We start from the raw sequence: 12,850 nt of genomic DNA, 5'->3' as shown, positions 1-12,850 counted from the left end.
CCTGGGAGGACGCCGTGCTGAGCACCATGCAGGACGTACCGCTGACCGTCACCCGCATTCTCGAGCACGGTGTGCTGGTGCACGGAGGGTCCCGGATCACCACCTGGACCGGTGAGGGCGAACCGCAGCGGCGCAGTTTCGCCGAGGCGGGCACCCGGGCGGTGCAGCTGGCGAACGCCCTGCGAGACGACCTCGGCGTCCGCGGCGACGACCGGGTGGCGACGCTGATGTGGAACAACGCCGAGCACGTCGAGGCGTACTTCGCGATCCCCTCCATGGGCGCGGTGCTGCACACCCTCAACCTGCGCCTCCCGGCCGAGCAGCTGGTGTGGATCGTCAACCACGCCGCCGACAAGGTCGTCATAGTCAATGGCTCGCTGCTCCCGCTGCTCGCGCCCCTGCTGCCGAAGCTGCCCACGCTCGAGCACGTCGTCGTCTCGGGTCCGGGTGACCGCTCGCTCCTCGAGGGCGCCCACGCGCGCGTGCACGAGTACGAGGAGCTGATCGCGGACAAGCCGAAGACCTTCGACTGGCCCGAGCTGGACGAACGCCAGGCCGCCGCCATGTGCTACACCTCCGGGACCACGGGCGACCCCAAGGGCGTGGTCTACAGCCACCGTTCGATCTACCTGCACTCCATGCAGGTGAACATGGCCGAGTCGATGGGCCTGACCGACCAGGACACCTCGCTCGTCGTCGTCCCGCAGTTCCACGTCAACGCCTGGGGACTGCCGCACGCCACCTTCATGACCGGCATCAACATGCTGATGCCGGACCGCTTCCTCCAGCCCGCGCCCCTCGCCGAGATGATCGAGAGCGAGAAGCCGACCCACGCCGCCGCGGTCCCCACCATCTGGCAGGGGCTGCTGGCCGAGCTCACCGCCAAGCCGCGGGACGTCTCCTCCCTCACCCAGGTCACCATCGGCGGATCGGCCTGTCCGCCCTCCCTCATGACCGCGTTCGACGAGCTGGGCATGCGGGTCTGCCACGCCTGGGGCATGACGGAGACCTCCCCGCTCGGGACCATCGCCCGTCCGCCGGCCCACGCGGTCGGCACCGACGAGGAACTCGGCTACCGCCTCACCCAGGGCCGTTTCCCGGCCGGCGTCGAGGGCCGTCTCACCGGCCCCGGCGGCGAACGCCTCCCCTGGGACGGCGAATCCGCGGGCGAGCTGGAGGTGCGCGGCGCGTGGATCGCCGGCGCCTACTACAACGGCCCCGACGGCGAACCCCTGCGCCCCGCCGACAAGTTCAGCGAGGACGGCTGGCTGAAGACGGGCGACGTCGGCACCATCTCCCCCGACGGCTTCCTCACCCTCACCGACCGCGCCAAGGACGTCATCAAGTCCGGCGGCGAGTGGATCTCGTCGGTGGACCTGGAGAACGCGCTGATGTCCCACCCGGACGTCGCCGAGGCCGCCGTCGTGGCCGTCCCGGACGACAAGTGGGGCGAGCGCCCGCTGGCCACGGTGGTCCTCAAGGAGGGCGCCACCACGGACTTCGAGGCCCTGCGCGCCTTCCTCGCCGCCGAGGGGCAGATCGCCAAGTGGCAGCTCCCGGAGCGCTGGACGATCATCGGGTCGGTCCCGAAGACGAGCGTGGGCAAGTTCGACAAGAAGGTGCTGCGCAGGCAGTACGCGGAGGGTGAGCTGGACGTCACCCGGCTCTGAACACCCCCGCGCTGCGAATGCGGCGACTGCTGCGGCGACACCTGCTGGCAACCGACGCAGCAGCCGTCGCGGCCGCTCACGCGTGTCGTGTACGCCGGGCAGGGCACCTCGCGGCCCCTGCCCGGCGTACGCCGTTCTCACCGGTCGTAGCCGACTTCACCGTCGTTCGTAGCCGACTTCACCGTCGTACGGCCGTCACCGCCGTAGGGCCGTCACCGGCGTACGGCGGTGGTCGTCCAGCCCAGGACCAGCCACGCGCCCGCCACCGCGACGACGCCACCCCAGCCGAAGTGGGTGAAGGCGACGCCGGCCAGGGCGGAGGCGGTCGCGCCGCCGGCGAACCCCGCGACGACATAGGCGCTGTTCGCGGTGGCCGGGGCGGAGGTGGTCGTCAGGGCGAGGGTCTGGTTGGCGACGTGGGAGGCGACGAGCGCCGCGTGGATCACGATCGCGGCCACGAAGAGCGCCACGAGCACCTGCCCGCCCAGCCAGAACAGCGGGACCGAGACAGCGGCGAGAAGATACGCGTTGCGGACGACCTTCGCGGCACCGAAGCGGTCGACCAGGCCGCCCGCCAGCGGTGCGACGACGCTGGCGGCCAGTCCGAAGAGGCCGAAGAGGCCGGCGGTCGCGGTCGACAGGCCGTAGGGCTCCTCGCCCGTCAGCAGCAGGGCCAGCGAGGTCCACAAGGCGCTCCAGGCGCCGTACATCCCGGCCTGCCGCACGCAGGCCCGCCACAGGTCGGGCGAGCGCCGCACCAGGCCCGGCATCGCGGTGAGCCCGGCGAAGAGGTGGCCCTCAGGGGGACGGTGGCGTTCGGAGGGAAGGGCGGCCGCGGTCAGCAGACCCAGGACCGTGGTGAGGACGGCCGCGCCCACGAACACCGCCCGCCAGCCGAAGGCCTGCCCGGCGAGGCCGCCGAGGACACGGGCCGCGACGATGCCGGTGAACAGCCCGGCGATGACGGCGGCCACGTGCCGGGCGCGCCGGTCGGCGGGGGCGCGGGCGGCGACCAGCGGCACGAGGAGCTGCGGGACGACGGTCGCGGCCGAGGCGACGAGCACGGCGGCCGCGAGCGCGCCGGTCCCGGCGGCCGTGGCCGCGGCGACCAGGGCCGCCGCGGTGACCAGGGAGAGGACGGCGACCAGGCGACGCCGGTTCACACGGTCGCCGAGCGGGGCGAAGACGAGCAGGCCGGCCGCGTAGCCGAACTGGGCGACCGAGGCGATCCAGGCCACGGCCGAGGGCGCCGAGCCGAAGTCATGGGCGATGAGGGGGAGGAGCGGGGCCGCGAGGTAGATGTTGGCGGCCGTGACGGCGGTGCAGAGGGCGATGAGGACGAGGAGAAGCACATTGCGGCGACCCGTGGCCGCCGAGGGCGCGACTTCCTTCGCTTCCCGAGATTCTCGGACTTCTGTGGCTTCGGGCGACATGGTGCGGTGCTCCCACTCCGACATCTGGCATCTGGCATCTGGCGTTTGGTGTCCGACCCAACCGGCAACCAACCAGTTGGTTGGAACGGAAGGGGAACAGTCTGGGGCGAGCGTGAATTCCCTGTCAACCAACTAGTTGGTTAGGTCCCTCGCTACGATGGCCCCATGGCAACCACCAGGGATCCCGAGGCCACCCGAGCCCGGATCTTCGACGCCGCCGTCGCGGAGTTCGCCCGCTACGGCATCGCGGGCGCCCGCATCGACCGCATCGCCGCCGAAGCCAAGGCGAACAAGCAGCTCATCTACGCCTACTTCGGCAACAAGGCCGAGCTGTTCTCCCAGGTCCTTGGCCGCTCCATGGTGGACCTCGCCTCCGCCGTCCCGGTCGACCCGGACGACATCGAGGGCTGGCTCGACCGGCTGATGGACTACCACGCCGCCCACCCCGAGCTGCTGCGCCTCCTGTACTGGGAGGGCATCGAGTACGGCAGCACCGAGCTGCTGCCCGACGAGGCGCAACGCCAGAAGCACTACGCGCTCAAGGTCGCCGCCGTGCAGGACGCGCAGGACCGGGGAGTGATCTCCGACGCGATCCCGGCCCGCGACCTTTTCTTCCTGCTGATCGCGATGGCCAACTGGGCCGCCTTCGTCCCCCAGATGAGCCGCATCCTGGCGGGCTCCGAGGACACCGACCGCGACCGCCTGCGCGCCTCCATCAAGGAGGCGGCGCGGCGGATGGTCGCCCGGCAGGACGGGGCCGGGCAGGACGGGGCCCGGTAGGAAGGGTCCTGGTCGGACGGCTCCTAGTTGGTGCCGATCCGGGCCAGCAGGTCCACGATCCTGCTCTGCACCTCCGCACTCGTCGACCGCTCGGCGAGGAAGAGGACCGTCTCCCCCGACGCCAGCCGCGGCAGGTCGGCCTGGTCGACGGCGGCCGTGTAGACGACCAGCGGAGTGCGGTTGAGCTGGCCGTTCGCCCGCAGCCAGTCCAGGATCCCGGACTGGTGCCGGTGCACCTGCATCAGGTCCATGACGACCAGGTTCGGCCGCAGCTGCCCGGCGAGCGTGACGGCGTCCGCGTCGCTCGCCGCCCGCGCCACCTGCATCCCGCGCCGCTCCAGCGTGGAGGTCAGGGCGAGGGCGATCTCGGCGTGCTCCTCGATGAGCAGCACCCGCGGCGGATGCTGTTCGCTGTCGCGCGGCGCGAGCGCCTTCAGCAGGACGGCGGGATCGGCGCCGTACGCCGCCTCGCGTGTCGCCTGCCCGAGCCCCGCCGTGACCAGCACCGGAACCTCCGCGGCCACCGCGGCCGTGCGCAGCGACTGCAACGCGGTACGGGTGATCGGCCCGGTCAGCGGGTCCACGAACAGCGCGGCCGGGAAGGCGGCGATCTGCGCGTCGACCTCTTCGCGCGAGTGCACGATCACCGGCCGGTAGCCGCGGTCACTCAGCGCCTGCTGCGTACTGACGTCCGGCGCCGGCCACACCAGCAGTCGACGCGGGTTGTCCAGCGGCTCCGGCGGCAGCTCGTCGTCCAGTGGCTGCGGCCGCGGCGGATCCGCCACCTCGACGGCCCCACCGGGCCCGTCCAGCGGCTCGGGCCCCTCGGCGGCGTTCTCGTCCGGGGCCCCTATGGCGTACGACCGTCCGGCGCCCTCGGTCCCCGGCCCACCGGGCACGAGCCGCGACTGACCCGCGAGGGAGGAATGCGGTACGGGGTTCGGTACGGGCGCGGCTACGGGCGTGGGTGCCGCGCCGGGCTGCGGTGCCGGGGCCACGACGGCCTGCGCCTGCGCCGGGGCCTGCGCCACGACGGGCTGCTCGGCCGACGGGTGCGGACGCGCCGTCTGCTCCGGGCGCGTCGTCGGGTCGGGCGGAGTCCCCAGCTTGCGGCGCCGTCCGGAACCACCGGGGGTGTTCGGAGCGGGGGTGGCCGTGGACTGCGCCGACGGCAGCCCCGGCTGCGAGTGACGCATGGCCTGAGCCTGCTGTGCGTGCTGCAACTGCTGTGCCTGCTGCACCTGCGCGGCCTGCCGGGTGAACGGCACGCCCTGACCCAGGGTCCGCACGCTGATCGCCCGCCCCTGCGTCGAGTTGGGGTCCATGGGTCGGCCCGCAGCGGCCTCGGCGGGCAACGGCTGCGCGGCCCGCGGCTGCCCTACGGCGGCCTCGGGCGGAAGCGGGGTACCACCGCTGGGCGTGGCCGCCGCCGGTGCGGGCTGTGCCACCGCCGGTGCGGGGGCCGGGGCCGCTTCGGCCGGGAGCGGCTGACCCTGCCCGGGCGCGTTCGGCACGGAGTTGGGGGCAGCTTGGCCGGGGGCCACCTGCGCGGGGAGCGGCCGGCCTGCGGCCGACTGCCCCGGCAGCGGCTGCCCCGGGACGGGCGCGGCTGCCGGAACCGGCTGCGCGGCGGCAGCGGCAGGCTGTCCCACCTGCTGCGGCTGCGACTGGGGCTGGGGCTGGTGCTGGACCTGTGCCGGGACGGCGACCTCCGCGGCTTGAGCGACGGCCCGTCGACGGCGACCCGTGGGCGCGTTCGTGGGGTGCGGCTGGGGCGGGGTGTGGTCGTCGGCCTGGTCGTGCGGGACGGCGTCGTGCCGCCCATGGTCGATCGCGGAATCCTCGGCGGAACCCTGAACCGGCGCCTGAGCCGGAACGGGCGCCTGAGCCTGCGCGGGAACCGGCGCCTGAGCGGGAACGGGCGCCTGAGCCTGAATAGGTGCCTGAGCCGGAACGGGTGCCTGGGCCTGCGCGGGAACCGGTGCCTGTGCGGGCACCTGGACCGCTCCCAGCGCCTGCACCGCTCCCGGAGCCGGAGCCGGAACCGAACCGGGCACCGAACCCGGAACCGGAATCGGCCCCACTGCCCGGGCGACCGAGGCGGCCGAGGCGGCCGGGGCAGTCTGGGGGGCCTGGGGGGCCTGGGGGGCCTGGGGGGTCGAAGTCGTGCCGACGGAGCCGTCCGGCACCCGGTCGGCCTCCGCGGGCGGCAGGGCGAACACCGCGCGGGGCCCCGCCTCCTGCGCGGCGGCGCGCTCGTTCGCGGCGGCCAGGGCGCGCCGTCGCCTGCCCGTCGGCTGACCGTCCTCCGCCTCCGCCTCGGCCGGTGCGCCCGCGAGCGCCGGCAGGGCGGGCGGCAACGCGTTCTGCGGCTGCCGGCCGTCCGGTGCGTGGTGTGGGGCCCGCTGTCCGCCCGGCGCCGGTACGCCCTGCGGCGGAACGGTGCCGCCGAGTCCCGTACCCGAGGCCGCGGTCCCCGCCGCGTGCTCGGCGGCGGTGACGACGGCGCCCTCGCTCACCCCGCCGTCGAGCGCTGCGGGCATCCCCGCGTCGGCCCCCACGACGGCGACCTCGGCCGACCGCCCACGCCGCCGCCCGGTGCCGCCGGAACCCTCCGGGCCCTCGGCCTCGTCCACGGCGGGCGCCACCTCAGCCGGCGTCTCCTCCAAGGCCGCGGCCCCGGCCCGCCGGCGCCGCCGTCCGGTCGGAACCGCCGCCTCCGCCTCGGCGCCGCTCTCCACGCCCGGGACGTCGCCCTCCAGGAAGGCGTCCACGGAGGACCGCCGGGCCCGCCGGCGCCCACCGGCGCCGTACTCGCCCGGAGCGTCCTCCTCCGAAGCCATGGCGGCCACGGGGGCCGCCGAGGCGGCGCCGCCACCTGCCGCGAGGGCGGGCAGAGCCATGGCCGCCGGAGCCGCCATGGCCCCCGCACCACCGCCCAACGGCACCTCCAGCACGTACGCGCTGCCGCTCATGCCCGGCACCTCGTGCGTCTGGAGCACGCCACCGTGCGCCCGCACGATCCCCCGCACGATCGGTTCGTGCACGGGGTCGCCGCCGGCGTACGGCCCGCGCACCTCGATGCGCACGACCTCGCCGCGCTGGGCGGCCGCCACCACGACCGTGTTGTCCATGTAACCGCCCGCCGAGACGGGCGCGTTGCCGGTGGCGTCGACGCCCGCGACATCGGCCACGAGGTGCGCGAGCGCGGTCGCGAGGAGCCGCGCGTCGACCTCGGCCTCGATCGGCGGCGCGTGCACGGCGAACTGCACCCGTCCCGGCCCGATGAGATCCACCGCGCCGTCGACACCGGCGGCGACGACGGCGTCGAGCATCACCTTCGTCCGGGCGATGACCTCCGACCCGGTGTCGAGACGCTGGTAGCCGAGCACGTTGTCGATGAGCGTGGTGATCCGCGAGTAGCCGGCGGACAGGTGGTGGAGTACCTGGTTGGCCTCGGGCCAGAGCTGACCGGCGTCGTCCGCGGCGAGCGCCGCCAGCTCGCGGCGCAGTTCGTCCAGGGGCCCGCGCAGGGACTCCCCGAGCAGGGTGAGCAGCTGCTCGTGCCGCCCGGCGAGCGCCTCGTACCGGTCCTTCTCGCGCTCGCCGAGCGAGGCGTAGCGCTCCTCGCCGGCCGCGAGCTCCTCCTCGTGCCGCTCGCGCAGCTCCTCGAGTTCGGTGACGTGCTGCTGGCGCAGCGCGGTGAGGTCGGAGGCGTGCTCCTCGGAGAGCTTCTCCAACTCGTCCGCGTGCCGCTTCTCGACGCCGTCCTTCTCCTCGGCGAGGGCGTCGTAGGGCCGCCGGTCGGTGAAGGTCATGACGGCGCCGACGAGCTGATCGCCGTCGCGCACGGGCGCGGTCGTCAGATCGACCGCCACCCGGTCCCCGCTCTTGGACCACAGCACCTGCCCGCGCACCCGGTGCTTGCGCCCGGACCGCAGGGTGTCGGCGAGCGGCGACTCGTCGTACGGGAACGGCGAGCCGTCGGCGCGCGAGTGCAGCACCAGGGTGTGCAGCTCCTTGGCGCCGAGATCGCTGGCCCGGTATCCCAGTATCTGGGCGGCGGCCGGGTTGACGAGGACGATCCGCCCGTCGGTGTCGGTGCCCACGACGCCCTCGGACGCGGCCCTCAGGATCATCTCGGTCTGCCGCTGCGAACGCGCCAGCTCGGCCTCGGTGTCGACGGTCCCGGACAGGTCGCGTACGACGAGCATCAGCAGCTCGTCGGAGGCGGAGGAGTAGCCGTAGCCGTCGTAGGCCTGCTGGCCGTTCTCGAGGTTGGCGCTGGTGACCTCGACCGGGAACTCGCTGCCGTCGGTGCGGCGCGCGACCATCCGGGTCGGCTTGGTCCGCCCGCGCGGGTCCATGTGATCGGGCCGCCGCATGGACCCCGGGATCAGCTTGGAGTCGAACTGCGGCAGCAGATCGAGCAGCCCCCGCCCCACCAGCGCGGTACCCGGCGTCTCGAACGCCTCCAGCGCGATGGTGTTCGCGTTGACGACGGTCCCGTTGGCGTTGACCAGCAACAGCGCATCGGGGAGCGCGTCGAGTATGGCTGCGAGGCGAGCAGCGCCTCGGGATGGCCTGCTGCTCACGAGTCGCTTCCTCCCTGTTACCGCACTTTGCCGACCGTTCGGGCCATCTTGCCAACCGGCCCGCACCGTGTCACGCGAGGGAGTCTAAGGGCTGGGGTCCCGTCGGCGGCGCCGGATGAGAGGGAGCTCGCACGACGAAGTGACACAGAACGTGTGTCCTCACCCGTCGTGGCCTGTCCTTGCGCGGGACGGACGGCTCCCGCGCCCGCCCCGCATCCTGCTCGGACTTCGCGGGACCTTCGCCCGACCTTTACGGAACCGGTGCTTCCGCCACGCGTCGCCTGTACGCGCACGACCGCGGAGGCTGGACGGGGGGCTCGTCGGACACCGGGCACGCGTCAGCGGGCGGCCGGGCGCAGGTCGGGCAGCAGCGGGACGAGCCGGTCCCAGCGCTCGATCTGGCAGCCGTTGCTGCGGTCGTACGTCGCGTCGACCGCCCGCCCGGCCCAGCGGCCCGTGACGTGGGCGGTGGCCGGTCCGCCGTACCGCATGGTGCAGACGCCGCCGTCAGGAGCGGGCGCGAAGGCGTCCCTGCCCCACCGGGTGTTGCGGTCCACGGTGCGACAGGCGCTTCCCACGTCCGGGTGACTGCCACCTCCCGGGTGGCAGTACACCTCGAACGTCCCGTCCGCCCGCCCGCCGGCGTGCCGGACGGTGACCGTGAGGTGATCACCGGAGACCTGGTCCTCCTCCCGGACGGGCGGAGGCGAGAGTGGCGTGAGCGGGGTGACGCCGGCGACGGCGGTGACGGCTTCGGCTGTCCCGGTGGCGTGCGCGGGCACGGGCCCGGTGGCGGACGGGGCGACCACGGCGGCACAGGCGGCGGAGGCGGCGACGGCGAGCCGTCGGAGTGGGGTGACCTGGAACATGACAGGACTAACGCGAGGCCCCCGACGACGTTGCGCCCCGGCAACGGCTTTGCCCTGTGGCCCACCTGCCTAGTACCGTGGACGGCGATTGGTGACACGCCGCTCGACTGTGTCATCATCTGCACGCACCACTCGCACACACGCGAGCGGTTGTGCTGGAGGCGTCGCCTAGTCCGGTCTATGGCGCCGCACTGCTAATGCGGTTTGGGACTTCAATCCCATCGAGGGTTCAAATCCCTCCGCCTCCGCGCGATCACCGAAGCCCCGGTCCACCCGACCGGGGCTTCGTCGTTTCCCAGAAGCCCCCCAGACAGGCGTTTCCGCAGCTCACAAGCGGTATGGCAAACGGATTTCACATGTCGGCGGCAGTCATGTAATGTTCTTCCTGTCGCCGCGAGCGGGCCGGAAGGGCCGAGAGCGAAGACAGAAAAACCGAATAACAAGCACTCGTAGCTTAACGGATAGAGCATCTGACTACGGATCAGAAGGTTGCAGGTTCGAATCCTGCCGAGTGCACACAGACCAAAGGCCCCGCCGGTTCGTCCGGCGGGGCCTTTGGCGTCAACGGGTGACGTCAATGTCCCCGGAAGAGGCCCCGGAAGGGCTGTTCAGCCGCCGAGGATGCCGTTGGGCAGAAGCGAGCTGACGGCGTTGCCGCTCAGGAGGCCCGACAGGATGTTGTTGACCTGCGGGACCAGGCTCCCGAGGGCCGGAGCGTCGGCAGCTTGGGCGCCGGCGATGCTGACGATCAAGAGTCCCGCGGTGAGAACGGCGACTGTCGTGGTGCGTACCGCGGTCCGCCGAACGAGGGTAGGGGCGGTCATTTTTCCTCCACGTTGCTGAAGGTCGCGGGCGACGTCCGCCCGACCTGATCAACCTGACAACTGTGCAGGGCGCCACGGGTTACTCACGCCTCGCGCTCGGGGCTCGCAGGGCGTACGTCGGGCGGAGCGGCGACGAGTCCTGGACCGCGCTGGCCGATCCGGAGGGGAACGAGTTCTGCGTGGTCCGCCCGAAGAGGAACCTCGTTCAGTAGACGCGAATCAGCTGTCGTGGAGGCGGAGTTCCTCTCGGTAGGTGTGGGCCAGGGTGGTGGCGCGGGTGAACCAGTCCGTCAGGACGGCGGTCTCCTGGGGGGAGTAGTCCGCGAAGAGGGCGTTGAGGCGGACGTAGTACGGCTCGTAGAGGGCGTGGACGCGGGCGACCGCCGAGGGGATCGCGGCGACGCGGACCCGGCGACGGTCCTCGGGGTCGGGGCGGCGGGTGACATAGCCGGCGCGTTCCAGGCGGTTGAGGATGCCGGTCACCGCGCCCGTCGTGACGTGGACGCGGGTCGCGAGGTCGCCGGCGGTGAGGAGGTCCTCGCCGGCCTGGAGGACGTAGGCGAAACAGGTCAGGTCGGTGACGTTCAGGCCCAGGCGCTGGGCCATCTCCTGCTGGCCGACCATGCTGGCCGCGATGAGGTCGTCCATCGCCGCGAGCGCTTGCGCGGGGGTGGCGGCGGGGCGGCCGTGGTGCGGCGGTGTCGGCTCGGCTGGCATCTCGGGCTCTCGTCTGTGGGGCGTTGGTTTCTGCTGGGTCCTTGTTATCTGCTTTCGGTTTCTCTTACCCTCTAAGAGGTTCAGAATTACAACTTCTTAGAAGGTGAGGGAAACATGGCGGGTCATCTGTACGACGAGGGACATACGGTCGCCGGCTGGACCGGCGTCGGCATCGCGACCGTCGGGACCGCCGTGGTGGGCGTGGGGGTGTGTGCCGTGTCCGGGGTTCTCCTGGCCGGCGGACTCGTGATCGTGGGGCTGGGCGCGCTGGTCACCTGGGGGCTGCATCTCGCCGGGTGGGGCAAGCCGCCGGGGGTGCGGCCGAAGGCGGAGTGGGGGATGCGGGTACGGGATCCGTGGGCCCGGGACGGGCATCCGGGGTGTGTCGGATGCCGGCTCGCGGGGCGCGCGCCCAAGGCCCTGCCCGTGGTGTCAGTGCCTGGGCCTACCGTGGCGGGTGATGGCACAGGCATGGAAGTGCGCGGGGCTGCGGTGGTCGGCGGAGGGGCCGGAGCTGATGTGGGACGGGGGGCGTCGTAGCCCGTTGTCCTGGGGGAAGCGGGTCTCCTTCGGAGTGGTGGAGGGGGGTGTGCGGGAGTGTGCGGGGGCTCGGGGGCATGCGTGTCCCCGGCGGGTGGTCGTGCCGGGGAGGAGCGCGGGCGGGCGGTGCGAGGAGTGTGCGCGGCTGGACCGGGCGCACTCCGTCGCCGCGGACCGGGTCGCCGACGACCCGCGGCCGTACCGCGTGTACCTCGCGTGGTTCGGGCCCGGTCTGGTCAAGGTCGGGATCACGGCGGTCGAGCGGGGCTCGGTGCGGTTGCTGGAGCAGGGCGCCGTCTGCTTCAGCTGGCTCGGCAGCGGGCCGCTGATGGCCGCCCGGCGTACCGAGGAGCTGCTGCGGGCCGCTCTGCGGGTGCCGGACCGGATTCCGTACGCCGAGAAGCGTGCGGTGCGGGCCGCGCTGCCGCAAGCGGAGGGGGAACGGGCCGAGGAGATGAGCGAGGTGTACGCGCGGGCCGTGGAACTGGGCGGCTGGCCCGAGTCGTTGGAGCGTGCGCCCTTCCGGCCGGTCGATCACGTGCGGGCGTTCGGGCTGGCCGGAGCGCCGGCCGCGCTCGGGGAGGTGGGTCAGCTCGTCCCCGGGGGAGCCGTGAGCGGGGAGCTCGTGGCGGCCGCCGGGCCCGATCTGCATCTCGCCACCCCGGGCGGGGTGGTCGTGCTCGACACGCGCTTGATGCGGGGGTGGCAGTTGGTACCGGTAGCGGGCGGTGAACCAGCCTTTCCCGTACGGCACTTCGAGGTCGGGGCGGACCATCGTCAGGACGGGCTGTTCTGAGGGGCGGGCGCGCGGGCGGGCGCCGAGCCGGGTAAAGAGTTGGATCCCGGTGGGATCCCTTTCGGCAAGGAGGCTGGACCTGAGCGGGGTGCCCGGCCGATCGTGGGTGACATGAGCGAACAGCGCGTAGCACCTGTTGCAGCATTTCAACCTCCTTACTACGCCGTGGTCTTCACCTCCCTGCGTACCGAGGGGGACGCCGGATACGGCGAGACCGCCGAGCGGATGGGCGAACTGGTGAAGGACGTCCCGGGGTTCCTGGGGGAGGACTCGGCCCGCACCCCCGGCGGACTCGCGATCACCGTCGCGTACTTCCGCGATCTCGACGGCATCGAGCAGTGGCGTACGCACACCGAGCACCGGGCGGCCAAGGAGTACGGACGGGCACACTGGTACGAGCGGTACAGCCTGCACATCGCCAAGGTGGAACACAGCCACGGGTTCGAGCGGACCCCCAGGTGATTCTCACGGAGCACGTGTCCTGAGGGCCGCACAGCATGCCGTACCGGGCATACCGCCCCTCGGAGTCGATGCGGAGCAAAGGGTTCCCAGGTGTTGCCTGAGAGGCGCCTGTGCGTTTCTCAGGGAAATCACAGATTAGTGAAAGAGTGCTCTCAGGGGACCCG

General features: G+C 72.7%; 10 protein-coding genes, 2 tRNA genes and 1 pseudogene. 8 read left to right on the top strand and 5 right to left on the bottom strand.

The features are described 5' to 3' along the window. The first annotated feature begins 14 nt into the window (after window positions 1-14). Window positions 15-1,670, top strand: a complete 1,656-nt coding sequence (locus tag G9272_RS22100; protein WP_171398180.1) for a long-chain fatty acid--CoA ligase — start codon at window positions 15-17, stop codon at window positions 1,668-1,670. A gap of 212 nt (window positions 1,671-1,882) precedes the next feature. Here G9272_RS22100 and G9272_RS22095 read toward each other — a convergent pair whose 3' ends face one another. Further along, entirely contained in the window at window positions 1,883-3,103 is a 1,221-nt protein-coding gene (locus G9272_RS22095) for an MFS transporter (RefSeq protein ID WP_171398179.1), read from the bottom strand. A gap of 165 nt (window positions 3,104-3,268) precedes the next feature. Between G9272_RS22095 and G9272_RS22090 the strand changes: the two genes are divergently transcribed. Continuing rightward, window positions 3,269-3,883, top strand: a complete 615-nt coding sequence (locus G9272_RS22090) for a TetR family transcriptional regulator (RefSeq protein WP_171398178.1) — start codon at window positions 3,269-3,271, stop codon at window positions 3,881-3,883. A gap of 23 nt (window positions 3,884-3,906) precedes the next feature. Here G9272_RS22090 and G9272_RS22085 read toward each other — a convergent pair whose 3' ends face one another. Next, window positions 3,907-8,478, bottom strand: coding sequence for a PAS domain-containing protein (locus G9272_RS22085; RefSeq protein WP_171398177.1), 4,572 nt, complete (start codon window positions 8,476-8,478; stop codon window positions 3,907-3,909). Between the two features lie 338 nt (window positions 8,479-8,816). Then, window positions 8,817-9,347, bottom strand: coding sequence for an SSI family serine proteinase inhibitor (locus tag G9272_RS22080; RefSeq protein WP_171398176.1), 531 nt, complete (start codon window positions 9,345-9,347; stop codon window positions 8,817-8,819). Window positions 9,348-9,504: 157 nt separating this feature from the next. Between G9272_RS22080 and G9272_RS22075 the strand changes: the two genes are divergently transcribed. Continuing rightward, a tRNA-Ser gene (locus G9272_RS22075) sits at window positions 9,505-9,595 on the top strand. A gap of 195 nt (window positions 9,596-9,790) precedes the next feature. After that, a tRNA-Arg gene (locus G9272_RS22070) sits at window positions 9,791-9,863 on the top strand. Between the two features lie 92 nt (window positions 9,864-9,955). On the opposite strand, the gene G9272_RS22065 is transcribed toward G9272_RS22070, so the two are convergent. After that, a complete protein-coding gene (locus G9272_RS22065) occupies window positions 9,956-10,171 on the bottom strand; it encodes a hypothetical protein (RefSeq protein ID WP_171398175.1) in 216 nt (71 codons plus the stop codon). 89 nt (window positions 10,172-10,260) lie between these two features. On the opposite strand from G9272_RS22065, the pseudogene G9272_RS22060 reads away from it, so the two are divergent. Beyond that, window positions 10,261-10,383, top strand: a pseudogene (locus tag G9272_RS22060) (VOC family protein); the annotation flags it as partial. A 7-nt stretch (window positions 10,384-10,390) separates the two neighbouring features. On the opposite strand, the gene G9272_RS22055 reads toward G9272_RS22060, so the two are convergent. Next, window positions 10,391-10,888 carry a MarR family winged helix-turn-helix transcriptional regulator gene (locus G9272_RS22055; protein WP_171398174.1) on the bottom strand — a complete coding sequence of 166 codons (498 nt, stop codon included), beginning with the start codon at window positions 10,886-10,888 and terminating at the stop codon, window positions 10,391-10,393. Between the two features lie 114 nt (window positions 10,889-11,002). Between G9272_RS22055 and G9272_RS22050 the strand changes: the two genes are divergently transcribed. The 3 genes from G9272_RS22050 (at window position 11,003) to G9272_RS22040 (ending at window position 12,686) form a co-directional block, all read left to right on the top strand. Then, window positions 11,003-11,428, top strand: a complete 426-nt coding sequence (locus tag G9272_RS22050) for an HGxxPAAW family protein (RefSeq protein WP_171398173.1) — start codon at window positions 11,003-11,005, stop codon at window positions 11,426-11,428. Next, window positions 11,349-12,224, top strand: coding sequence for a DUF2797 domain-containing protein (locus G9272_RS22045; protein WP_171398172.1), 876 nt, complete (start codon window positions 11,349-11,351; stop codon window positions 12,222-12,224). Before G9272_RS22050 ends, G9272_RS22045 begins: the two co-directional genes overlap by 80 nt. Before the next feature lie 111 nt (window positions 12,225-12,335). After that, window positions 12,336-12,686 (top strand): antibiotic biosynthesis monooxygenase family protein, encoded by a 351-nt coding sequence (locus tag G9272_RS22040; RefSeq protein WP_171398171.1) that lies wholly within the window; start codon window positions 12,336-12,338, stop codon window positions 12,684-12,686. The last annotated feature ends 164 nt before the right edge of the window (window positions 12,687-12,850 follow it).

It is taken from the genome of Streptomyces asoensis (assembly GCF_013085465.1).
In the GTDB taxonomy this organism is placed as follows: Bacteria; Actinomycetota; Actinomycetes; order Streptomycetales; family Streptomycetaceae; genus Streptomyces; species Streptomyces cacaoi_A.
Note: the sequence above shows the minus strand (reverse complement) of the source record. Positions and strands in the feature narration are given on the sequence as shown.

Coding starts and splice junctions, on each gene's coding strand:
- G9272_RS22045 (WP_171398172.1), top strand. CDS start 11,349: ATGGCACAGGCATGGAAGTGCGCGGGGCTGCGGTGGTCGGCGGAGGGG.
- G9272_RS22065 (WP_171398175.1), bottom strand. CDS start 10,171: ATGACCGCCCCTACCCTCGTTCGGCGGACCGCGGTACGCACCACGACA.
- G9272_RS22050 (WP_171398173.1), top strand. CDS start 11,003: ATGGCGGGTCATCTGTACGACGAGGGACATACGGTCGCCGGCTGGACC.
- G9272_RS22040 (WP_171398171.1), top strand. CDS start 12,336: ATGAGCGAACAGCGCGTAGCACCTGTTGCAGCATTTCAACCTCCTTAC.
- G9272_RS22080 (WP_171398176.1), bottom strand. CDS start 9,347: ATGTTCCAGGTCACCCCACTCCGACGGCTCGCCGTCGCCGCCTCCGCC.
- G9272_RS22090 (WP_171398178.1), top strand. CDS start 3,269: ATGGCAACCACCAGGGATCCCGAGGCCACCCGAGCCCGGATCTTCGAC.
- G9272_RS22095 (WP_171398179.1), bottom strand. CDS start 3,103: ATGTCGCCCGAAGCCACAGAAGTCCGAGAATCTCGGGAAGCGAAGGAA.
- G9272_RS22055 (WP_171398174.1), bottom strand. CDS start 10,888: ATGCCAGCCGAGCCGACACCGCCGCACCACGGCCGCCCCGCCGCCACC.